General features: G+C 68.1%; 18 protein-coding genes. 5 read left to right on the top strand and 13 right to left on the bottom strand.

The window, feature by feature from the left end:
• Positions 1 to 4: 4 nt before the first annotated feature.
• The 8 genes from WT26_RS28940 to WT26_RS28975 form a co-directional block, all read right to left on the bottom strand.
• Positions 5 to 832 (bottom strand): M55 family metallopeptidase, encoded by an 828-nt coding sequence (locus tag WT26_RS28940; RefSeq protein ID WP_069274563.1) that lies wholly within the window; start codon positions 830 to 832, stop codon positions 5 to 7.
• Entirely contained in the window at positions 829 to 1,896 is a 1,068-nt protein-coding gene (locus WT26_RS28945) for a P1 family peptidase (RefSeq protein WP_069274564.1), read from the bottom strand. The genes WT26_RS28940 and WT26_RS28945 overlap by 4 nt, the downstream gene beginning before the upstream one ends.
• The gene (gsiD, locus tag WT26_RS28950) at positions 1,896 to 2,789 is read right to left on the bottom strand and encodes a glutathione ABC transporter permease GsiD (RefSeq protein WP_059530337.1); all 894 of its coding nucleotides are present in this window, start codon (positions 2,787 to 2,789) and stop codon (positions 1,896 to 1,898) included. Before gsiD ends, WT26_RS28945 begins: the two co-directional genes overlap by 1 nt.
• A 7-nt stretch (positions 2,790 to 2,796) precedes the next feature.
• Complete coding sequence (gene gsiC, locus WT26_RS28955) at positions 2,797 to 3,717, bottom strand: glutathione ABC transporter permease GsiC (protein ID WP_069274565.1); 921 nt, start codon at positions 3,715 to 3,717, stop codon at positions 2,797 to 2,799.
• A gap of 46 nt (positions 3,718 to 3,763) precedes the next feature.
• Entirely contained in the window at positions 3,764 to 5,326 is a 1,563-nt protein-coding gene (gsiB, locus tag WT26_RS28960) for a glutathione ABC transporter substrate-binding protein GsiB (RefSeq protein ID WP_069274566.1), read from the bottom strand.
• Positions 5,327 to 5,453: 127 nt separating this feature from the next.
• Positions 5,454 to 7,367: a dipeptide ABC transporter ATP-binding protein gene (locus tag WT26_RS28965; RefSeq protein WP_069274567.1), complete on the bottom strand. Its 1,914-nt coding sequence runs from the start codon at positions 7,365 to 7,367 to the stop codon at positions 5,454 to 5,456.
• Between the two features lie 33 nt (positions 7,368 to 7,400).
• Positions 7,401 to 8,399 carry an isoaspartyl peptidase/L-asparaginase family protein gene (locus WT26_RS28970; RefSeq protein WP_069274568.1) on the bottom strand — a complete coding sequence of 333 codons (999 nt, stop codon included), beginning with the start codon at positions 8,397 to 8,399 and terminating at the stop codon, positions 7,401 to 7,403.
• Positions 8,396 to 9,340, bottom strand: coding sequence for a MurR/RpiR family transcriptional regulator (locus tag WT26_RS28975; RefSeq protein WP_081333779.1), 945 nt, complete (start codon positions 9,338 to 9,340; stop codon positions 8,396 to 8,398). Before WT26_RS28975 ends, WT26_RS28970 begins: the two co-directional genes overlap by 4 nt.
• A 225-nt stretch (positions 9,341 to 9,565) precedes the next feature.
• Here WT26_RS28975 and WT26_RS38860 point away from each other — a divergent pair, with 225 nt between their 5' ends.
• The gene (locus WT26_RS38860; protein ID WP_257786179.1) at positions 9,566 to 9,694 is read left to right on the top strand and encodes a hypothetical protein; all 129 of its coding nucleotides are present in this window, start codon (positions 9,566 to 9,568) and stop codon (positions 9,692 to 9,694) included.
• 28 nt (positions 9,695 to 9,722) lie between these two features.
• Positions 9,723 to 10,037, top strand: coding sequence for a membrane protein (locus WT26_RS28980; protein ID WP_042587683.1), 315 nt, complete (start codon positions 9,723 to 9,725; stop codon positions 10,035 to 10,037).
• Here the strand turns inward: WT26_RS28980 and WT26_RS28985 are convergent.
• Both WT26_RS28985 and WT26_RS28990 read right to left on the bottom strand, forming a co-directional pair.
• Positions 10,034 to 10,834 (bottom strand): alpha/beta fold hydrolase, encoded by an 801-nt coding sequence (locus WT26_RS28985; RefSeq protein WP_069274569.1) that lies wholly within the window; start codon positions 10,832 to 10,834, stop codon positions 10,034 to 10,036. The two genes, WT26_RS28980 and WT26_RS28985, sit on opposite strands and share 4 nt — an antisense overlap.
• Positions 10,835 to 10,927: 93 nt before the next feature.
• Positions 10,928 to 11,779 carry a class I SAM-dependent methyltransferase gene (locus WT26_RS28990; protein ID WP_069274570.1) on the bottom strand — a complete coding sequence of 284 codons (852 nt, stop codon included), beginning with the start codon at positions 11,777 to 11,779 and terminating at the stop codon, positions 10,928 to 10,930.
• 371 nt (positions 11,780 to 12,150) lie between these two features.
• Here WT26_RS28990 and WT26_RS38650 point away from each other — a divergent pair, with 371 nt between their 5' ends.
• The 3 genes from WT26_RS38650 to WT26_RS29005 all read left to right on the top strand — a co-directional run bounded on the left by WT26_RS38650 (position 12,151) and on the right by WT26_RS29005 (position 15,917).
• Entirely contained in the window at positions 12,151 to 12,909 is a 759-nt protein-coding gene (locus WT26_RS38650) for a hypothetical protein (RefSeq protein ID WP_069271878.1), read from the top strand.
• A 165-nt stretch (positions 12,910 to 13,074) separates the two neighbouring features.
• On the top strand, positions 13,075 to 14,547 hold the full coding sequence (locus tag WT26_RS29000; protein ID WP_069274571.1) for a metallophosphoesterase family protein: 1,473 nt from the start codon (positions 13,075 to 13,077) through the stop codon (positions 14,545 to 14,547).
• Between the two features lie 77 nt (positions 14,548 to 14,624).
• On the top strand, positions 14,625 to 15,917 hold the full coding sequence (locus WT26_RS29005) for a cytochrome-c peroxidase (protein WP_069275186.1): 1,293 nt from the start codon (positions 14,625 to 14,627) through the stop codon (positions 15,915 to 15,917).
• 21 nt (positions 15,918 to 15,938) lie between these two features.
• Here the strand turns inward: WT26_RS29005 and WT26_RS29010 are convergent, their stop codons facing one another.
• The 3 genes from WT26_RS29010 to WT26_RS29020 form a co-directional block, all read right to left on the bottom strand.
• Complete coding sequence (locus tag WT26_RS29010; protein WP_042587670.1) at positions 15,939 to 16,538, bottom strand: helix-turn-helix domain-containing protein; 600 nt, start codon at positions 16,536 to 16,538, stop codon at positions 15,939 to 15,941.
• Positions 16,539 to 16,587: 49 nt separating this feature from the next.
• Positions 16,588 to 17,169, bottom strand: a complete 582-nt coding sequence (locus WT26_RS29015; RefSeq protein WP_069271360.1) for a hypothetical protein — start codon at positions 17,167 to 17,169, stop codon at positions 16,588 to 16,590.
• 468 nt (positions 17,170 to 17,637) lie between these two features.
• A complete protein-coding gene (locus WT26_RS29020) occupies positions 17,638 to 21,723 on the bottom strand; it encodes a CheR family methyltransferase (protein WP_069271361.1) in 4,086 nt (1,361 codons plus the stop codon).
• Positions 21,724 to 21,783: the final 60 nt, after the last annotated feature.

The raw sequence follows: 21,783 nt of genomic DNA on the forward strand, positions 1-21,783 counted from the left end.
TCGATCACCGCAGCATGAACGACATCGCGGACAGGCTGTTCAACGTGCGCACCACATGCTCGACCGAAGGCCCGTCGAAGCGCAGCGTCACCGCATCGACGCGCTCGAGCGACGGCAGCACGCAGAACAGGTCGGCCAGCGCCGCCGTCTGCACACGCAGCGTGCAGGCGGCCGGCACGGGCCGACGGGCACCGGCGCGCAGGCCGGCCGCCGCCGCGCCCGCGACGGTCTCGCGCGCCGCGGCCGCGATGCATGCGCACGCGGCCGCGGGCGTCAGCGTGCTGCCGCACGACGCGCCGCCGGCCGTCTTGACCGTCTCGAAATGCGCTTCCGGAAACAGCGGCTGCGTTTCTTCCGCGAACACGTCGTCGCCGGTGGCCAGCGCGACGTGCGCGCCGTATTCGGCGGCCAGCACGCCGTACAGCCCGGCTTCGCCGAGCTCGACGCCGTTCAGCCACACCTGCGTGAACGCGAAGCTGTTGATCGTGTGCGCGAGGATGCCGCGCGTCTGCGATTTTGCGTGATAGCCGATCATGAACACGAGATCGGGCTGCTGTTCGAGGCCCGCCATCATCCCGAGCGTGCGCGGCTTGCCGAGCACGACGCGCGCACGCGCATCGAGCCCGTCGGGCAGCAGGTTGCGGAAGCCGCCGTGCGAATCGTTGATCCACACGGCCTGCGCGCCGCCCATGAACGCGCCTTCGATCGCCGCATTCGCCTCGGCGGTCATCCAGCGCCGCGCGCGTTCGTATTCCGGATTGCCGGCGCGCGTCTGCTCGACGGCGAACACGCCGGCGACGCCTTCGATGTCGGTCGAAATCAGGATCTTCATGAATGCGTGGCGGGTCCTTCGTTGAACAGGCGATCGAGATCGGGCACCGCATCGCGCAGCGCTTGCCGCACATGAGCGTCGCGCCCGGTAACGGTCACCGCTTGCAGCAGCGCGTCGACGATCGCGTGCTCGACGCTTTCGGCGGCGGCCATGAACAGCGGATCGAGCACGCTGTCGGCGAGCAGCGCCGGCAGCGTCACGAACTGCGCGTCATGGGCAATCGTGTAGGCGGTGGAGAATGCGAGCGCGATGTCGCCGCTGCCGTGCCCGTAGACCGAGCCCGTGCGGGCCAGCCCCGCACCCGCGCGGCGCGCGAGCCGCGACAGTTGCCGCGCGTCGAGCGGCGCATCGGTGGCCAGCAACAGGATGATCGAGCCCTGCTCGGGCGGCGCGGCCTGTTCCGCCGCCGTGCGCGCGGTCACGATGCGCCCGAGCGGCACGCCGCCGAGCGTCAGCATCGGCAGCCGGCCGAAATTCGCGAGCACGAGCGCGCCCACCGTATAGGGCCGGCCGGCCGCAACGGCGACGCGCGACGCCGAACCGATCCCGCCCTTCAGGTCGAAGCACGACATCCCGCGCCCGGCCCCCACCGCGCCGCGCGCGACGTCACGCGACGCCGCGCGGCACGCGTCGTCGTAATGCGCGGCCGTGACCGCGAACGCCTGGATATCGTTCAGATAGCCGTCGTTGCACTCGAACACGAGCGGGTTGACGGTCGGCCAGTCGCGGCCGACCTGCGGATTCGCCGCGATCGCCGTGCGGATCTGCGCGTGCGCGAGCGCGCCGACGCCGAACGTATTGGTCAGCGCGATCGGCGTCTCGAGCGTGCCGAGCTCGTCGACCTGCACGAGCCCGACGCTCTTGCCGAAACCGTTGATCACGGCAACGCCCGCTGGCACCTTGCTGCGGTACACGTCGCCCGGATGCGGCTTCACGACGGTCACGCCCGTCTGCACGGTGCCGGCATCGAGCGTGCAATGGCCGACCGTCACGCCCGGCACGTCGGCGATCGTGCCGCGCGGCCCGGCCGGCAGCGTCGCCGTCCACATCGGTGCGATGCGCATCAGCGGCGCTCCAGCTTCGGATCGAGCGCGTCGCGCAGCCCGTCGCCGAGCAGGTTGAACGCGAGCACGGTCAGGAAGATCGCGAGGCTCGGGAAGATCGCGATGTGCGGCGCCGTCACCATGTCCGCGCGCGCCTCGTTGAGCATCGCGCCCCACTCGGGCGTCGGCGGCTGCGCACCGAGCCCGAGGAACGACAGGCTCGCGGCCGTGATGATCGACGTGCCGATCCGCATCGTGAAGTAGACGACGACCGACGACACGGTGCCCGGCAGGATGTGCCGCATGATGATCGTCCAGTCCGATGCGCCGATGCTGCGCGCGGCCTCGACATAGGTCATGTGCTTGAGCATCAGCGTGTTGCCGCGCACGAGCCGCGCGAACGCCGGGATGCTGAAGATCGCGACCGCGCAGATCACGTTGACCATCCCGTTGCCGAGGATCGCGACCACGCCGATTGCGAGCAGGATGCCGGGGAACGCGAACAGCACGTCGGCCACGCGCATCGTGATGCGGTCCCACCAGCCTTCGTAGTAGCCGGCGAGCAGCCCGAAGAACGTGCCGATCACCGCGCCGAGCGCGACGGAGAAGAAGCCGGCCGCGAGCGAGATGCGCGTGCCCGTGACGATCCGGCTGAAGATGTCGCGGCCGAGCGAATCGACGCCGAACCAGTGCACGGCCGACGGCCCGGCGTTCAGTGCGTCGTAGTCGAAATAGTTCTCCGGATCGAACGGCACGACGTGCGGGCCGACGAACGCCAGCACGACGAGCGCCAGCACGAAACCGCCCGCGACGAGCGCGACGGTCTGCTTGCGGAACTTGCGCCAGAATTCGCGCCACGGCGTGCGGATCGCGGTCGGTGCGGCCGGCGCCGCGGTCTGGACAGTCGCGTTCATGCGCGCCTCACTTGAACCGGATGGTCGGGTTGATGACCGCGTACAGCACGTCGACGGTCAGGTTGATCAGGATGAATTCGAGCGAAAACAGCAACACGATCGCCTGGATCACCGGGTAATCGCGCATCGTCACGGCATCGACGAGCAGGCGCCCGAGCCCCGGCCAGTTGAACACGACCTCGACGACGATCGAGCCGCCGAGCAGGAAGCCGAACTGCAGCCCCATCATCGTGACGACCGGGATCATCGCGTTGCGCAGGCAGTGCTTGAGCACCACCATCGGCTCGTGCACGCCTTTCGCGCGCGCGGTGCGCACGAAATCCTCGTTCAGCACCTCGACGAACGACGCACGCGTGAAGCGCGCCATCACGGCCGCGACCGCCGCGCCGAGCGTCAGCGACGGCAGCACGTAGCTCCGCCACGAACCGTCCGGCACGACGGGCAGCCAGCCGAGCTTCACCGAGAACACCTCCATCAGCAGCATGCCGAGCGCGAACGCGGGAAACGAGATGCCCGACACCGCGAGCGTCATGCCGAGGCGGTCCGGCCAGCGGTTGCGCCATACGGCCGACGCGATGCCGATCGCCATGCCGAAGGCCGTCGCCCACGCCATGCTGACGAGCGTCAGCATCAGCGTCGGCATGAAGCGCTCGCCGATCTCGGTCGATACCGGCCGCTTGCTGCGGGTCGACAGGCCGAAATCGCCGTGCGCGATCTTCACGAAGAAGTTCACGAACTGCGCGGGCATCGGCTGGTCGAGGCCGAGATCGGTGCGCACCAGCGCGACCGTCGCGTCGTCGGCTTCGGGCCCGGCCGCGAGCCGCGCCGGATCGCCCGGCAGCAGGTGGACGAACAGGAACACCAGCACCGCGACGATCACGAGCGTGGGCAGCAGGCCGAACAGGCGTTTGACGAGAAAATTCAGCATGATGGCACCGAACCAGGGCGGCGCGCCGTGACGCGCCCGAATACGCTTACTTCAGCGAGATTTCGTCGAAGTTGAACGAGCCGTCCGGCATCACGTACGCACCCTGAAGCCGCTTGCTGCGCGCATACACGATCTTCTCCTGCACGAGGAAGATCCACGGCGCATCGGCCCAGATCTGCTTCTGCACGCCCGCGTAGTACTCGGCCTTCTTCGCGTGATCGGTCGTCGACAGCGCCTTCTCCAGCCCCTCGTCGACGAGCCCGTTCTGGTAGTACGCGGTATTGAACAGCTTCGGCGGCTTCGACGCGGATGCGAGCAGCGGCGTGATCGCCCAGTTCGCCTCGCCGGTCGACGACGACCAGCCGATGTAGTACATCCGCACCGGCGCCTTCGCCGGATCCGGCGCGCTCTCGACCTTCGCGACGCGCTCGCCGGCTTCCAGCGCCTGCACCTGCACCTTCACGCCGACCTGCGCGAGCTGCTGCTGCACGAACTGGATCGCCTTCTGCGACGTCGAGTTGTTATACGCGGACCACAGCGTCGTCTCGAAGCCGTTCGGATAACCGGCCTCCTTCAGCAGCGCGCGCGCCTTCGCCGGGTCGTACGGCCACGGGCCCGGCTTCGTCGCGTAGTCGACGCCCTGCGGCACCACGCCGGTGGACGGCGTCGCGAAGCCGGCGAACGCGACCTTCGCGAGCGCTTCCTTGTTCACCGCATAGTTCAGCGCCTGGCGCACCTTCGGGTTGTCGAACGGCTTCTGCTGCAGGTTCAGCGATACGTAGCGCTGCACGATCGACGGCCGCTCCACGACGTCGACCTTCGGGTTGCCCTTCAGGTCGGCCGCCTGCTCGAACGGAATGCGGAACGCGAAATCGGCCTCGCCCGTCTTGATCAGCGCCGCGCGCGTGTTGTTGTCGACCACCGGCTTCCAGTCGATCGCGTCGATCTTCGGGTAGCCCTTCTTCCAGTAGCCGGCGAACTTCTTCACCTTCAGGTCGTCGGTCTGCTTCCATTCGACGAACTCGAACGGGCCCGTGCCGACCGGATGCAGCGCGATGTCGCGGCCCCACTTCTTCAGCGCGGCCGGCGAGATCATCACGGCCGACGGGTGCGCGAGCGTGTTGATCAGCGCGGAGAACGGCTCGCGCAGCGTGATCTTCACCGTGTACGGATCGACCACTTCGGTCTTCTCGATCACGCGGAACATGTTGTAGCGCTTCAGGTGGTTCGCGGGATCGGTCACGCGGTCGAAGTTCGCCTTCACGGCCGCCGCGTTGAAATCGGTGCCGTCGTGGAACTTCACGCCCTGGCGCAGCTTCACCGTGTAGACCTTCGCGTCGGGCGACGCCGTGTAGCCCGTCGCGAGCACGTTGACGAGCTTCATGTCCTTGTCGAAGCCGAAGAGTCCCTGGTAGAACGACTTGACGACGGCCTGCGACACCGTGTCGTTCGCGTCGTACGGATCCATCGTCGTGAACGTCGAATCCACCGCCATCACCGCGGTCTGCTGCGCGAACGCGGGCACCGCGGCCGACAGCGCGAGCGCGCCGGCACCCGCTGCGAGCAGTGCGCGTGGACGGAACATCGGGAACGAAAGCGATTTGTTCATGTGGGCTGGCTCCTGTGCGTGATTCGGTGACGCGTGGTGGGAATCGCGGAATGACTGCCTCCGCTCGGGAAACAACCGTCTCTGCCTGGCGCGTGCGCAGCTGCGGTCCATGGCAACCTGCGCGCGTTCAGTACGCGCCGCCGACGCGGTGCGTCGCGACGTAGTGATCGGGGCCGACCGCGACGAGCGGCGCGACGACCGGCTCGTCGCCGGCCGCGCGGATCGGGCTCGGGATTTCGTCCGCCGCGAGCTGGCGCGGTGCGTGCCGGCGCGCGGGGTCGGCCACCGGCACCGCGCTCATCAGTTTCTTCGTGTACGGATGCTGCGGCGCCTCGAACACCGCGCGGCGCGGGCCGATCTCGACGATCTGGCCGAGATACATCACCGCGACCCGATGGCTGATGCGCTCGACCACGGCCATGTCGTGCGAGATGAACAAATACGCGACGCCGAGCTCGCGCTGCAGGTCGAGCATCAGGTTGACGATCTGCGCCTGCACCGACACGTCGAGCGCCGACACCGATTCGTCGGCGATCACGACCTTCGGGTTCAGCGCGAGCGCACGCGCGATCGCGATCCGCTGGCGCTGGCCGCCCGAGAATTCATGCGGATAGCGGCGCGCGGCCTCGGGCGGCAGGCCGACCTTGTCGAGCAGCCAGTCGACCCGCGCCTGCGCTTCGCGGCCGCTCGCGACGCCGTGCACGAGCAGCGGCTCCATGATCGAGAAGCCCACGGTCAGGCGCGGGTTCAGCGATGCGAACGGGTCCTGGAAGATGAACTGGATGTTCCGGCGCAGCGCCTGCAGGTCGGCGCCTTTCAGCGCGCTGATGTCGCGACCGTCGAATTCGATCGAGCCGCTCTGCGATTCGACGAGGCGCAGCAGCGAGCGGCCGGTGGTCGACTTGCCGCAACCCGATTCGCCGACCAGCGCGAGCGTCTCGCCCGCGCGCAACTCGAAGCTCACACGCTCGACCGCATGCACGTATTGCGATACGCGGCCGAACACGCCGCTCTTCACCGGGAAGCGCGTCACGAGATCGCGCACGCGCAGGATCGGCGACGCGGATCGATCGACGCCCGGCGGCGCATCGTCGTTCGCCGCCGGTGCGGGCGCCGGTGATGTCGCCGGCGCTGCCGTGTTTGCGCCTTCCACCTTCAGCAGCGGGAATTTCTCGGGCACGTCGGTGCCCTGCATCGAGCCGAGCTTCGGCACGGCCGCGAGCAGCGCGCGCGTGTAGCGATGCGCGGGCGCCGCGAAGATGCGATCCGATTCGCCCTCCTCGACCTTCTCGCCGCGATACATCACGAGCACGCGGTCGGCCACTTCGGCCACCACGCCCATGTCGTGCGTGATGAAGATCACGCCCATGTTCATTTCGTCCTGCAGCCCGCGCACCAACTGCAGGATCTGCGCCTGGATCGTCACGTCGAGCGCGGTCGTCGGCTCGTCGGCGATCAGCAGCGCGGGCCGGCACGACAGCGCCATCGCGATCATCACGCGTTGCCGCATCCCGCCCGACAACTGGTGCGGATAGCGCGCGAACACGCGGCGCGCCTCCGGAATGCGCACGAGCTCGAGCAGCCGCAGCGTCTCCGCGCGCGCTTCCGATGCACTCTTCGACTGATGCAGCGCGATCGCCTCGCTGATCTGGTCGCCGACCGTAAACACCGGGTTCAGCGACGTCATCGGCTCCTGGAAGATCATCGCGATGTCCGCGCCGCGAATGCCGCGCATCGTCGCACCGCTCGCCTGCGCAAGATCGACGAGCGCGCCGCCGCGCCGGCGGAACGCGATCCGCCCGTTCGTGATCGCGCCGCCGCCATGCTCGACGAGCCGCATCAGCGCGAGCGACGTGACCGACTTGCCCGAGCCCGATTCGCCGACGATCGCGAGCGTCTCGCCGCGGTCGACGTGAAACGACACGTTGCGCACCGCGTCGAACGTCGCGCCTTCGCGGCGGAACGTGACCGACAGGTCGTCGACGGCCACCACGCGCTGCTCGGGCAAGGCGAGTGCGGGCGGAGTTCGGTTCGGAGTCATGCGTGCGTCTCCTGCATCGGGGGCGAAACGGAATCAGGCCGCGTCGTCGCGGTAGATGCCGACCACCGGCGCTTCACCGACGCGCGCATAGCCGCGGTACATCCCGTCGGTGTTGAACGGCATCGCGACGTTGCCCTGCGCGTCGACCGCGATGATCCCGCCGCGGCCCGCGAGGCGCGGCAGCTTGTTCATCACGACGTCGTGCGCGGCATCGGCGAGCGACGCGCCGCGATACGCGATCTGCGCGGCAACGTCATGCGCGGTCGCGAGCCGGATGAACATCTCGCCGGTGCCCGTCGACGACACCGCGCAGGTCGCATCGTCCGCATAGCAGCCTGCGCCGATGATCGGCGAATCGCCGACGCGCCCCGGCTGCTTGTTCGTGATGCCGCCCGTCGACGTCGCCGCCGCGATGTGGCCGTGGCGGTCGCACGCGACCGCGCCGACCGTGCCGTGCTTGCGGTCCGGGTCGAGCGGCTCGGCCGGCTGCGATTGCGATGGCGATTTGCCGAACGCGAACGTCGCCGCGTCATGGTCGAGCATCGCGCCGGCTGCCGCGCGCGCCCTGACCCATTGCGCGTGACGCGCTTCGGTGTCGAAATAGCCGGGCTCCGCGAGTTCGAGCCCCTGTGCGGCCGCGAACGCATCGGCGCCCGCGCCGGCGAACAGCACGTGTTCGCTCGCCTCCATCACGCGCCGCGCGGCGAGCACCGGGTTGCGCACGCGCGTCGCGCAGCAGATCGCACCGGCGCCGAGCGTCGCGCCATCCATGATCGCCGCGTCGAGTTCGTGCTTGCCTTCGGCCGTATAGACGGCACCTCGCCCGGCGTTGAACAGCGGACAGTCCTCGAGCATCCGCACCGCGACGGTGACGGCGTCGAGCGCGCTGCCGCCGTCGGCCAGCACCTGCTGGGCGGCCGTCAGGATCGCGGTCAACTCGGCACGGTACTGACGTTCGGTGTCGGAATCCATCGCATCGCGCAGGATCGTGCCTGCGCCGCCGTGAATCGCAACGATCGCGGGTGAAGTCATGTTTTTTCCGGACGGTGGGAAGAAGGGTTGGCGGCCGGCTGCGTCGCTTGCGGCTGCATGAGCCACGGCAGCAGGAATTCGGTCATCTCGGCGGCGGATTTCGCGGACCGGTGCGTGCGCAGCGCGACCGCGTCGATCAGCGCCTCGATCATCGCGAGCACCGCTGCTTCCGACGTGGCCGCGAAGCGCCGTTCGGCCTTGACGTACAGGTTCAGCGACGCGATCGGCGCAAGCGGCGATTGCGGGCCGTCGGAGATACCGAGTACGCGTGCACCGCGCGCGGCCGCGCGGCGGGCCAGTTCGATCGTGTCCTTCACGTAGCGCGGAAACGCGAGCGCGATCACGAGATCGCGCGCGTCGGCCGTATAGAGCCGCCGGGCCGCGTGCGACGGGCCGCCGAGCAGCGCGAGCGACTGCACGTTGTCGTGGCAGACGGACAGCCCGTGCTCCATCAGCCCGGCGAGGAACGCGCTCGACCCCGCGCCGAGGATCAGCACGCGCCGCGCGCCGACGATCGCCTCGACCGCGGCCTCGACATCGGCCGCGTCCAGTTGCGCGCGCGTGTTCCCGATGTTCGCGACGGCCTGGTCGAATACCGCGTCGATCCATGCGGCGCCGCGCACCCCGGACTCCTGCTCCTGCGCGGAACGCAGCCGCTCGACCGGCCCGAGCGTCGCCTCGAAGCCGCGCACGAGCGCGGCGCGCATCGCCGGATAGCCATCGAAACCGAGCGCCTTCGCGAAGCGGTTCGCGGTCGCGATCGACGCATTCACGGCCTGCGCGAGTTCGTCGATGCGCATCGTCGCCGCGCGGAACGGATTCGCGAGCACGAACTCGCCCATGCGCCGGTGGATCGGCGTCATCAACGGCATCGCCGACGCGATCCGCTCGGCGATCGACGGTTCGGCATCGGACGCGGTGGACGAATCAGGTGTCGGCATGACGGCGACGGTCAGGCAAATGAAAGTGAAAGTAAACTTACACAATCCACATTAGGAAAAAAATAAATTTCCAGCGACTCAGGGATTCCCCGATGCGGCGCGCGCGAGCGGATGCGCTTCCCGTTCACGGGGTAACATCACGCGAGTCCGCCGCATCCGGGCTTGCCGCGCGAATGCGTGCGGCGGCCGGCGTTCCGTCTCGTGCCTCTCTTCTCGATGCCAACCATGTCAGACTCCCGTCCCTTGTCCCAAACGACGTTCAGGCCGCAGGTCGTCCCGCCGTCGCTCGCGGCCGACAAGCGCACGCACCTGCTGAGCCGCGCGCCGGGGCATGCGACGACGCAGGCGCAATGACGGCGGGCTTCGTTTCCGCAGGCGCGCGATGAGCGGCGTGTCGCACGATCTCGTCGGCGACACCATCGCGCTCGGCACGTTCGCGCTGCTGTATCTCGCGGGGCTCGGGCTTGCGCTTTGGCGAATTCGGGCGGCCGGACGGCGCGGCAAGGTCTACTGGATCGTCTGCGCGGCGCTGCTGATCGGCGGCGCGGGCGCGATGTTCGCCGGGCAGTCGCCCGGATCGAACCTCGGCGAGATGCCCGGCGGCTTCGCGCTCGGCGTCGAAGCGGTGCTCGGCGGGCTGGCGATGGTCGCGGCCGGATGCGCATGGCTGATGCTGCGCGCGCGACGGGAGCCCTAACCAAGGAACGCGAGCAGCGCCGCGTTGAACCGCGCGGGTCGCTGCAGCGGCGCGAAATGGCTCACGCCGGGCAGGATCGTCAGCGTCGCGCCCGGGATCGTGCGCGCCAGGTACGCCGCATGCTCGGGCCGGATGAATTCGTCGTGTTCGCCCAGCACGATCGCGACGCGCACGTCGATCGCGGCGAGTTCCTTCGCCGAGTAGTCGGGCTGCGTGCGCATCATTTCGCTGACGGCCGCGACGAACGGCTCGAAGCCGTCCGGCGTCGCCGACAGCGCCGCGTAATCGTTCCGGTGCCGGGCAAAGCAGCGGTCGACCACCGCGCTCGGCGCCATCGCCTTCACGCCGCCCGGGTCCATGTTGCATGCGAAGAAGAACACGCTTTCCACGCGTGCGGGAGCCCTGGAAGCCAGCACGAGCGCGATGCACGCACCGTCGCTCCAGCCGACGAAGCGTGCACGGTCGACGTGCAGTGCATCGAGCACCGCGAGGACGTCCGACGCCATGCGTTCGTAGGAATAAGGGCGGGCGTCGCGCGTGCTGCGGCCGTGGCCGCGGCTGTCAATCACGATTGCACGGTAGCCGGCCGCGAGCAGCGCCGGCACCTGGTTGCCCCAGTTGCCGCTGTGGCCGAGGCCGCCGTGCAGCAGGATCACCGGCGGGCCGTCTCCGTAGCACGCATGCCAGATGCGCGCGCCGTCGTGTTCGAGCCATCCTTGCTCGCCGGCCGTCGGCAGCGGCGCGGCGCCATGCGCCGCGAACCGGCCGAGGTCGTCGTCCTCCATCTCCGCACTCATCGTTCTTTATCCTTGCGACGAAGCCGAAGACGCGATTGTAATGCGCGTCCCGGCGCGCTCGCGCCGACGGAAGCGGCAGCGCCCCGAACCGCCCTACGCGGCGTGCTTGTGCGCGCGGATCATCCAGCACGCGGCGTCGAAACGCAGCTCGTCGCCGTGCACATAACGCTCGAACGCCGCACAAGCCGTTTCGACCACGCGCACGCGCGTCGCGTCGTCCACGTCGCGCAGCGCGAGGCCGACGGGGCCGAGCCGCGACACGTAATCGGCCAATGCGTGCGTCGGCAGCACGCATCGTACGTCGATCGGCCGAAGGTCGATGCCGCTCCAGCCGCTCGCGTCGAGCATCGCCGCGACCCGCTCCCCGTCTCCGAACGCGAACTGTCCGGGCGCGCCCGGCATGCGGGGCGGCAGGCCCGGCAGCAACGGCGCCGCGGCCCGCTCGGCGATCGTCATGAACGGATTGTCTGCCGCGCTGCGCCAGGCGATCGCGCACAACCGCGCGCCGTCGGCGGCCGCATGCCGCAGATTCGCGAACGCGCGAACCGGATCGTCGAAGAACATCACGCCGAGGCGCGACACGATCAGGTCGACGCTCGCGGGCTCGAACGCGTGCGTCTGCGCATCCGCGCGGACGAACCCGGCGCCCACGCCTGCGCGCTCGGCGCGCGCCCGCGCCGCGTCGAGCATCGGCGCCGATACGTCGACGCCGGTGCAGTGCCCCTGCGCGCCGAGCCGCCGCGCGATCGCAACCGTGACCGCGCCCGTGCCGCAGCCGACGTCGAGCACCTGCCGCGCGCCCGTGGCCGCGGCCGCTTCGACGAGCAGTTCCTCGAACGGCTCGAACATCCGGTCGATCGGCGCCTGCGTCTCGACCCAGGCGCGCCCCGACGGGCCGTTCCAGAGTGCGGCCAGTTCGCCGTTGGCTGGCTGGGTGTGGTTCATGATCGTGTTTCCTGTGGATTTGCCCTCGAAAGGCGAGCCGCCAGTGTGCTGCTTCAAGCCGGCTTGAAGTCAAGCGGCGGCGGACGCCATCGGCGCAAACGCCCTTCGAAACAAGACGGGGGCGGAAGCGCGGCCAGCCCGACGACAACGGTCAATTGATTTTGCGAGTGGCCTAAACCCTGGCAGTCAGCTGCCGTTAATCTTTCTTGCGACTACCCTTCATGGATTGAAAGCAAGACCGACTGCATGGCTGGCAGCCGAATTCGACATGAAGCAAATGATGCCCGGGGTTGATGAGAATCCACCAACTCCATTTCGACAGTCCTGAGAGCACGTCGTCGGGCGCATATTCCAACAACAACGAGGGTTTCATGGCGATCGCCATCACCAGCAACACCAGCAGCACGCCGCGGTATACGCCAACTCAGGCTCAATCCGCACCAAGTCAGGAAAAATCGTCTACCGGCGCCGCGACCAAAGCAGGTTCCGTTACCGTCTCGTGGCGCGCTCAAGCACGCAATGGCACACCCGGCCGAAAAGAACTGGGCGCAAGGGCCGAAACCATCGTTGATGAAATCGCCGGCGAGACCTGGGCCGCGAACAGGGCCAAACACGATGCCGAGCTCCCGAAATCGGACGACCCGCAAGCTTTGGCGTTGGCCAGGCAAGCAACGGACTTTTCCCATGGCATCGGCGCCAACCCGTTCAAGGGCATGTCTCGCGAGCAGCTGGATGCCATTGCCTATGACGACAGCGGCAAATTTACCGTCAACGAGCGGCATGCAGCCTGGCACGAAGCCTACGATCAGGAACAGGCCTGGCGCGTTCGGGTCATTGCGCAAGGCGATCTCGAATATCAAGGAACCGGGAAGCAGAACGGCTTCTTTGCCGAAGTGCTCAAGCACTACAAGGGCCTGCCGGCGATCGAGCAAGCACAATACCCGGACAACTACGCGTCGAAATTGCAGTACTGGATCTCGCTCGACTTCAACTTCCACGCGAACCAGGCTGAAGGCAGCGGGACTTCCTACAAGAGCGTGGTCGAGACGCTGCTAGAGCAAGGCCCGCATGCCCGGAATGGCGCGATGATTGCCGCGTCGGCAACTCGGGACACACCGGCTGCCCACTGACTAGCGCTTCGCGGCGAACGCCACGCAGGGGATCGACCGAAGCCGCGATCGCCGAATCGCGCACAATGCGTCGACGGCGCGCCGAATCGCTGCGCCCCGCCGAATCGTTTTCATATTTCTTACATTCGCGCTGCGTATGTTGACGGCTTTTCACCGGTGACCACCATGCGACGACTCTCCCTGCGCGCCGTGACCGCGCCCCTGGTCTCGCTGGCGGCGATTGCGGCCCTCGCGACGCTGCCGGCGTGCTCGAACCACATCGATTCGCCGGACGATCCGGCGAGTGCGTCGGTCAATGTCCAGGCCGCATGGGTCGAGATCGGCGATACGAACCAGGCGATCGCGCGCGTCGTCACCAACTTCGTGCCGGCATCCGCCGGCGATCCGCTGTGCCCGCAGCTCGTCGTCGACGGCAAGCTGTCGCGCATGTCGCTGCGCGCGGGCGCGGCCACCGCGCCGCAGCGCCCGACCGCGAGCGCCCCGGCGGACTCGAAGCCGTCGAGCTTTCCGGTGTCCGTCTGCGAGGCGACGCTGCCGGCCGGCGCGCAGGCGGCGAGCGTCGCGGGCCGCACACTGCCGCTGCCGAAGGCGCAGCCGCAACGCATCGCGATCATCGCCGACACCGGCTGCCGCATGAAGAAAGCCGACAACGCATGGCAGGCATGCAACGACGCGACGGTCTGGCCGCTCGACACAATCGCAGCCAGCGTCGCGAAGCTGTCGCCCGACCTGGTGATGCACATCGGCGACTACCACTACCGCGAAAACGCATGCCCGCCGGACATCGCCGGCTGCAAGGACAGCCCGTGGGGCTATGGCTGGGATACGTGGCAGGCCGACCTGTTCCGCCCGGCCGCGCCGTTGCTCGCGAAGGCCCCGTGGGTCGTCGTGCGCGGCAACCACGAGGAATGCGCACGCGCGGGCCAGGGCTGGTTCCGCTTCCTCGACCCGCGCCCGTATTCGGCTGTGCGCTCGTGCGACGATCCGGCCAACGACAACAACGCGAACTATTCGGAGCCCTATGCGGTATCGCTCGGCGGCGGCTCGCAGGTGATCGTGTTCGACACCTCGAAGGTCGGCCGCACGCCGCTCAAGACGACCGACGCGCAGTTCGGCATCTACCAGAAGCAGTTCCAGACGGTCGCCGCGCTCGCGTCGAAGGCCGGCATGACGACGACGATCTTCACGAACCATCATCCGATCCTGGCGTTCGCGCCGATCGCCGGCAGCACGCCCGCGCCCGGCAACCTCGCGTTGCAGTCGGTGATGTCGAGCCTCAACGCACAGGCGTACTACCCGCCCGGCGTGCACGTGGCGCTGCACGGGCACGTGCACGATTTCCAGGCGATCAACTTCTCGTCCGGGCACCCGGCGACGATCGTGTCCGGCAACGGCGGCGACAGTCTCGACGTCGCGCTGCCCGACCCGTTCCCGGCCGGCCTGTCGCCCGCACCGGGGGCCGTGATCGAGCGGCTGTCGCACAACAACAGCTTCGGCTTCCTGATCATGGAACGCCGGGCCGCCCCGGCGACCGGCTGGATATTCCATGCGTATTCGGCGGCCGGCAAGCTGCTCGCGTCGTGCAACCAGTCGGGCACCACGCTCGCCTGCGACAAGACGGGGTTCATCGCGCCGTGACGAAAGGTTCTGCACGCAGCGGCCGCTCCGGCTGCTCCGGCCGCTCCGGTCAATCTGCCCGCCCGGCCCTCACGGCCCTGCTCGCGGCCGCGACGCTTGCCGCCGCCGCCCCGCTTGCCAGCCGCGCCGCGCCGTCCGACACCGTGCTCCTGCCTGGCGCCCCGCCCGCGCGCGTCGTCGACACGATCGGCAACGGCACGCCGCAGGTGACGGGCAAGATCGATGCGGCGACCGCGCGCTTCGCACCCGACCCGACGCTCGTCGCGCTCGGCCGCCGGATCTTCTTCGATTCAAGGCTGTCCGAGCCGCGCGGCATGTCGTGCGCGGGCTGCCACGACCCGGGCCGCGCGTTCGCGCCGACGCTGTCGGCCGCCTCGCTCGCGGGGCCCGGCGTGCCGGAAGGCAGCCGGCCCGGGCGTTTCAGCCAGCGCAACGCACCGTCGCTGCTCTATGTGCGCTACGTACCGCGCCGCCACTTCTACCGGGACGACGACGCGCCCGCACCGTCGCCGTTCGGCGGCCTGTTCGGCGACGGCCGCGCGGATACGCTCGCCGAGCAGATCCGCGGGCCGCTGTTCGATCCGAACGAGATGAACAACCGGTCGCCGGCCGCGCTGCTGCGCAAGGTCGATGCAACCGAACTCGCGCCCGATCTCGCCGCGCGCTTCGGCGACGGCGTGCGGCGCGATCCGGAGCGCATGGTGCGCGCGCTCGGCGCGGCGGTCCAGGCGTATCTGCAGAGCGACGAGATGGCGCCGTTCACGTCGCGTTTCGACGCGTTCCTGCGCACGCGCAAGCCGCTCGCGCCGGCCGAGATGCGCGGCCTCGCGCTGTTCCGGAATCCGGACAAGGGCAACTGCATGAGCTGCCACACGCTGTCGGAGACGTCGAGCCGACCGGAGCGTTCACTCTTCACCGATTTCGGCTACGACGCAATCGCGGTGCCGCGCAACCGCGCACTGCCGGCGAACCGCGATCCGCGTCATTTCGACAACGGGCTGTGCGACACCGCCCGTCGGCTGCGCTGGCCCGAGCCGACGCAATGGTGCGGCTACCTGCGCACACCGGGGCTGCGCAACGTCGCGCTCAAGCAGACGTTCATGCACAACGGCGTGTTCACGACGCTGCGCGACGCGGTCGCGTTCTACAACACGCGCTCGACCGATCCGAAGCACTGGTATCACGGGGCCGGAACATTCGACGACGTGCCGGCCGCCTATCGCGGCAACATCAACGTCAACTCGACGCCGATGAACCGCCGGCCCGGCACGCCGCCCGCGCTGACCGACGCGGAGATCGACGACATCGTCGCGTTCCTCGGCACGCTGACCGACGCGCGCTATGCGGCCGCCCGCGCGCCGGCGCGTTGACGTCCGCAAGCCACCGGAACGTCAGCGCTGCGCTGCAGCAGCCGCGGCAGCGGACGCCCGGATCCGCATGACGGTTTGACGCGAGGTGCCGAACCTGCGCGCGATCTCGCTGATCGACAGGCCCTTGTCGAGCGCGCGCATCACGCGCTCCCGATCATGGTGCGAAAGCGACGCCGGCCGACCGGTGCGTCGCCCGCTGTCCTGCGCGGATTTCAACCCTTCCCTGCTGCGCTGGCTCCTCGTCACGATCTCCATCCGGACGATCGCCTTCAGCGTTTTGACCGCCTGCGGTTCGGAACGGCCGGCCAGGTCAACGTTGCCGAGTTCGACGCATCGAACCGAAATTCCTTCGCTGCGGCAATGCATCAGGGTCGACAGCACATCCCGCGCGCTGCACCCGAGCGCGGCGAGTTCGAGCACCACCAGCAGATCGCCGGGCGCGGCGCGTCTCAACAGGCCCTTGAGTTCGGGCCGCTCCGCCGCGGCGACGTGCGGCGGCACATGATCGGTTGCGATGCGATTGAGCACGATGGTGTAGCCGGCCTTGTCGAACGCAATCAGTTCCTGCTCCGGAACATGGCCATCGGCCGCACTGTTGATGTAGAAGTAGGTTCGCTGCAAAGCCAGCTCCGAAGGACGCAACGCTGTCGGCCGATCCGTGGTTCGCTACCTATGATGCCCCGGCATCGCCCGCGATGGCCCGCACGATCATGTCGATCGAGGCCGGCTTCACGATGACGGTGTGAAACTCCCTCCAGTCGCAGCGCGCCAGCGTCTGCGGAACCATGCCGACGATACGGGCGCCGGGGTACGTCCTGAGCGTGTCGACGGCAAGCACGCGCGCCCTGTCCGGATCTCGCTCGATGTCGACGATCACCGCCGCGACGGGCCCGTGCGCGACCGTCTCCTCGACGCGATGCTTCGGGAGCACGGTCGTGCTGAATCCTCGCAAGCGCAATAACAGCGCAATCGATTCCCCGACGTGCGGGTTGCCCCGGAGAATCACGATGCTCTTGCCCGCGTACCGTGGCGGGTCGTCGACGATCGCCGCGCTGCGCAATACGGCTTCGCTGCTCAGCCAGAGCAGGCGAGCCTCCTGGTACGATTCCAGCGCCATTTGCCGCGCAGTTTCGTCCGCGAACGGATTGGCAAACAGCGCCTGCAAGCGGGCCTCCGCGGCCTCGAGCCGCCGGGCGGCTTCGTCGAATTGCGCCTTCGCATCCTTGTCGCGATTGTCGATGCTGTTCGTCATTTCTCGCTGGGCTCCCGTCGCTCGGTACGGGTCGGAACCGACATCCGAGCCTGGGCAACGCATGTCGCGACGCGTCCCGCGGCATGTCATCCAGTTGCAGTATGCGCCGCCTGCGCAATCCTCGCGCACTGCCGCCGCTTCGACGGCGACGCTCCGCCCGCGGCCCGGGTCGGCGTGCGCAAGGGCCTGTTCCCGCTAATAACGGGCTTGCGAACGTGCCTTGCCGGTCGCAGTGCAAGGAGCACGGAGCGCCGTTTGGCCGAGCCAAACAAGCGACGCCCGACGCCGCAATGCGGCCGGCAAGGCACGTTCCCCTGATCTTAAAAATTCATTCTTGGGGCTGGCCGCCAGAAGGGCCGATCGCCGCGTCATGCTCCTTGCGAATACGTCCAGTATTCGCCGCGTCGCATTCCTCGCGCTCGGCCCTTCTGGCGGCCAGCGCAAGCCCGTTATTAGCGGGAACAGGCCCTAGCCGCGCAGCCGCGAGAACACGGACTGCAGGTTTTCGAGCGTCACGGGCTTCTTCAGGTGCGCATCGAAGCCCGCCTGCTCGGCCAGCCTGACGTCGGCTTCCTGGCCGAAGCCGCTGAGCGCAATGCAGATCACCGATTTCATGGCCGGCGCTTCGCGCAGCTTCCCGACGAATGCCAGCCCGTCCATGCCCGGCATGCCGATATCGGACAGCACGACGTCCGGCACGTTGCCGTCGAGCATCGACAGCGCCTGTTCGCCGCTGGTCGCCGTCCGAACGATCGCGCCTTCGCTTTCCAGCAGGAGCTTGAAGGTCTCGACCGTCTCCGTATCGTCGTCGACCATCAGGATATGCAAGCCATGCAACGATTCGGCGAGCATCCCGCCGGCCGCATTCGCATCGGCATGCGCGCGATGCGTCGGCAGCGTGACCGTGAACGTCGCGCCGCGGCCGGCGCCCTCGGACTCCGCCCGCACCGTGCCGCCATGGAGATTCACCAGCTCCCGGACCAGCGCGAGGCCGATGCCGAGGCCGGCGCGGCGTGCGGCCGGGTCGCGGCTCTGGCGGAACATGTCGAAGATGTGCGGCAACAGCGCCGGCTCGATGCCGCTGCCGGTATCGGCCACGCGCAGCACGGCCTCCGCATGGCCGTTGACCTGCAGCGACACGTCCACCCTGCCGTGGCTCGTGAACTTCAGCGCATTGCTGATCAGGTTCCAGACGACCTGCTCGATGCGCGTGAGGTCCGCGAGGATGATGACGGGCGACTCGGTCATCGCGACCTGGAGCGCGAGGCCGCGCTGGTTCGATTCGTCCTGCACGGCGCTGGCGACGCGCCGCACGATCTCGCGCATGTCGACGGGCGTGCGCACCACGGACAGCTTGCCGGTCCGCACGCGCGACACATCGAGCAGATCGTCGATGATCTGCGCCTGGCCGATCACGGTGCGCCGGATCGTCTCGGTCGCGCGCGAGATGTTCAGGCTTTGCCGCGCCTCCGGCGAACGCGCGATCAGCTCCGCGCTCGCCGAAATGAGGTTGAGCGGGTTCTTCAGCTCGTGGGAGACGACGGCGAGGAATTCGTCGCGACGCCGCTCGGCATCCTGCTCGCGGGTAACGCGAAGCTGTTCGACCTGTGCGTCGCGGCCGGCCGTGGCGGCCTGGGTGGATTCCCCGAGATCGCGGGCGATTTTTGCAAACCCGCTGACGCCCGGCTCGTCGAGACGCGACAACACGCCGCTCGCGAAGAAACGGGTGCCGTCCTTGCGCCGGTGCCAACGCGCCTCTTCGATGCGCCCGTTCGCGCGCGCCTGCGCGAACTCGCGCTCGGCAACGTGGCCGGCCCGGTCCTCGTCGGTCGACAGCACCTCGGCGGACTGCCCGATCATTTCCGCTGCGGCGTACCCGAAGATCCGTTCCGCGCCCGCATTCCAGCTGGTGATGACGCCGTCGTCGTCGAACGTGATGATCGCGTAGTCCTTGGTGCCCTCGGTCACGATCCGCATGCGCCGCTCGCCTTCGCGCAGCCGTTCTTCCGCCCGCCGCCGGTCCGTGATGTCGATGAAGGACAGCACCGCGCCGTCGATGCGGTCTTCCGTCGTCCGGTACGGCACGAAGCGCGCGAGATACCAGCGCCCGTCGTTGCTCTTCAGCTCGCGCTCGATCAGGCGCAGCGAATCGAACGCCTCGGCCGCGTCGTCGGCGAGCTTGTCGTATTCGAGCCGATGCGTGATGTCGAGCAGCGACCGGCCGATGTCGGACGGAATGATGCTGAACACGTCCGTCGCGCGCGGCGTGTAGCGCTTGATGCAGATATTGCGATCGACGAAGATCGTGCCGATGTCGTTCGCCGCGATCAGGTTCTGCAGGTCGTCGTTGATCTTGCCGGTTTCCTCGACCTTCGACTTCAGCTCGGCGTTGACGGTGGTCAGCTCCTCGTTGATCGACTGCAGTTCCTCCTTGCTGGTCTCGAGCTCTTCCGTCGCCGAACGCAGCTCCTCGTTGATGGCCTGCAGCTCCTCGTTGGAGGCCTTCAGCTCTTCCGTCGACGTTTCCGATTGCTCGATCGTCGACTGCAGCTGCTCCTTGGTGCGCTGCAGCTCGCGCTCGAGCTGGGTGATGATCGGGTCCTTCTGCGTGTCGGCCGTCGCGGTCTCCCCACTGCTCATGCTGTCTTCGACTTCATCGAACAGCACCAGCACGAAATCCGCATTGGCTTCGGGGTCGTGCACCGGGCGCGCCGTCATGTTGACGAAATACGACCGCGCGTCGCGCTCGATCCTCACGCGCCGCGCTTCCACGCTGCGGTTCGTGTGCAGCGCCTGGTAGATCGCGGTGCGCAGTTCGAGCCGCAGTTCGGGGCGCACCGCCGCGATGATGTTGTGCGACGGCTCGCCGCCCGAATACTGCAGGAACCGCCCCGCGCGATCGGACAGGTGGACGATTTCGGAGTCGCGGTTCACGAGCACGCTCGGCGGCGCGTATTGCTCGACGAGGCGCTGGTGCAGGTCGCCGAACGAGAAGCGGCGGCGCCCCGGCAGCTGCACCGTCGCGACGACCGGCCGCGCGCTCATCGTTCCGGTGATCGCGACAGGCATCGGCGTGTCGCCGCGCACCGCCACGTTCGCGCGATAGATGCGGTTGCGCTTGTCGATCACGCTGAACATCGAGCTGACGCTGTCGGCCGACTCCGAACTGCCGAGGAACAGCACGCCCCCCGGACGCAGCGCGAAGTGGAACATCTTCAGGATCTCGATCTGGGCCTCGCGATCCAGATAGATCAGCAGATTGCGGCAGCAGATCAGGTCGAGCCGCGAGAACGGCGGGTCGCTCAGCACGTTGTGGTGCGCGAACAGCATATGCTCGCGCAGTTCCTTCTTGATCCGATAGTGCGCGGCGTCCTTCGAAAAGAACTGGCGCACGCGGCCCGCCGTCACGTCGGCGAGAATCGAGTCGGGATAGAGGCCGGCACGCGCGAAGGAGATCGCCCGCTCGTCGATATCGGTCGCGAAGACCTGGAACGAAATGCCCTCGGACGACTTCAGCGACCGTTCCTGCAGCAGCATCGCGAGCGAATACGCTTCTTCGCCGGTCGCACAGCCGACGGACCAGACGCGGATGCGGTCCTGCTCGCCGCGCCCCTCGAAAAACTGGGGCAGGACTTCGCGCTCCAGCACGTCGAACGTTTCCTTGTCGCGGAAGAAGTTCGTGACGCTGATCAGCATGTCCTGCAGCAGCGCCTGGGTTTCGTCCGGGTGCAGATGGAGATAGTCGCGATACGCCTGGAGATCGGTGATGCCGTTCACCTGCAGGCGGCGCTCGATCCGGCGCAGCACGGTCGCCCGCTTGTAATGACGAAAATCGTGCGCGGTGCGCGTGCGCAGGATGATCATGATCTCGCGCAACGCACGCTCGGCCGACTCGTTCATCAAGTCTTCCTGGCGCTCCTCGTCTTCGACGGCGGGCAGGTGAATTTCCTTCGCGGTCAGCCACAGATCCAGCAGCCGCTGCGGCATCTCGGCCGCCGTGAGCACGAAGTCGACCATGCCGGTGGCGATGGCGCTGCGCGGCATGCTGTCGTATTCCGCTTCGGCCGGGTCTTGCGCGAACGTGATGCCGCCCATTTCCTTGACGCGCGACAGCCCGACGGAGCCGTCCGAGCCCGCGCCGGACAGCACGATGCCGATCGCGCGTTCGCGGTGGGTTTCCGCGAGCGTGCGGAAGAACAGGTCGATGGCGGCCCTGCGCCCGCCTTCTTCGGGCCGGCTGGGCGCAACGCGCAGGTAGTCGTCGACCATCGTCAGTTCGAGCGACGGCGCGATCAGGTAGACATGGTCGGGCTGAATCGGCGTGGCGGTCGTCACCTGCAGCACGGGCATGCCGGTGGCCTTCTGCAGCAGGGAAGCCAGATTGCTTTCGTGATCGGGCGCCAGGTGCACGACCACGACGAACGCCATCGACGTGTGCGCCGGCAGCGCCTCGAAGAATTCCAGGAGCGCACTCAACCCGCCGGCCGATGCGCCGATGCCGACGATCGGATAGTCTGCCTGGCTCGGGAGAGTCTGCCCACGTCGTTTCGGCATTGCTGCGTGTCCTGTTCGATGAATAATTGTGTGAGTCGCGACCAAGGCCGGGGAGGCTCC

It is taken from the genome of Burkholderia cepacia, from assembly GCF_001718835.1.
Taxonomy (GTDB): domain Bacteria; phylum Pseudomonadota; class Gammaproteobacteria; order Burkholderiales; family Burkholderiaceae; genus Burkholderia; species Burkholderia cepacia_F.

Bases quoted from the DNA above. Each gene is read 5' to 3' on its own strand.
- WT26_RS28940 (WP_069274563.1), bottom strand. From the start codon at position 832: ATGAAGATCCTGATTTCGACCGACATCGAAGGCGTCGCCGGCGTGTTC.
- WT26_RS38650 (WP_069271878.1), top strand. From the start codon at position 12,151: ATGGCGATCGCCATCACCAGCAACACCAGCAGCACGCCGCGGTATACG.
- WT26_RS28945 (WP_069274564.1), bottom strand. From the start codon at position 1,896: ATGCGCATCGCACCGATGTGGACGGCGACGCTGCCGGCCGGGCCGCGC.
- gsiD (WP_059530337.1), bottom strand. From the start codon at position 2,789: ATGAACGCGACTGTCCAGACCGCGGCGCCGGCCGCACCGACCGCGATC.
- WT26_RS29015 (WP_069271360.1), bottom strand. From the start codon at position 17,169: ATGACGAACAGCATCGACAATCGCGACAAGGATGCGAAGGCGCAATTC.
- WT26_RS28980 (WP_042587683.1), top strand. From the start codon at position 9,723: ATGAGCGGCGTGTCGCACGATCTCGTCGGCGACACCATCGCGCTCGGC.
- WT26_RS38860 (WP_257786179.1), top strand. From the start codon at position 9,566: ATGTCAGACTCCCGTCCCTTGTCCCAAACGACGTTCAGGCCGCAGGTC.
- WT26_RS28985 (WP_069274569.1), bottom strand. From the start codon at position 10,834: ATGAGTGCGGAGATGGAGGACGACGACCTCGGCCGGTTCGCGGCGCAT.
- WT26_RS28965 (WP_069274567.1), bottom strand. From the start codon at position 7,367: ATGACTCCGAACCGAACTCCGCCCGCACTCGCCTTGCCCGAGCAGCGC.
- gsiB (WP_069274566.1), bottom strand. From the start codon at position 5,326: ATGAACAAATCGCTTTCGTTCCCGATGTTCCGTCCACGCGCACTGCTC.
- WT26_RS28990 (WP_069274570.1), bottom strand. From the start codon at position 11,779: ATGAACCACACCCAGCCAGCCAACGGCGAACTGGCCGCACTCTGGAAC.
- WT26_RS29000 (WP_069274571.1), top strand. From the start codon at position 13,075: ATGCGACGACTCTCCCTGCGCGCCGTGACCGCGCCCCTGGTCTCGCTG.
- WT26_RS28975 (WP_081333779.1), bottom strand. From the start codon at position 9,340: ATGCCGACACCTGATTCGTCCACCGCGTCCGATGCCGAACCGTCGATC.
- gsiC (WP_069274565.1), bottom strand. From the start codon at position 3,717: ATGCTGAATTTTCTCGTCAAACGCCTGTTCGGCCTGCTGCCCACGCTC.
- WT26_RS29020 (WP_069271361.1), bottom strand. From the start codon at position 21,723: ATGCCGAAACGACGTGGGCAGACTCTCCCGAGCCAGGCAGACTATCCG.
- WT26_RS28970 (WP_069274568.1), bottom strand. From the start codon at position 8,399: ATGACTTCACCCGCGATCGTTGCGATTCACGGCGGCGCAGGCACGATC.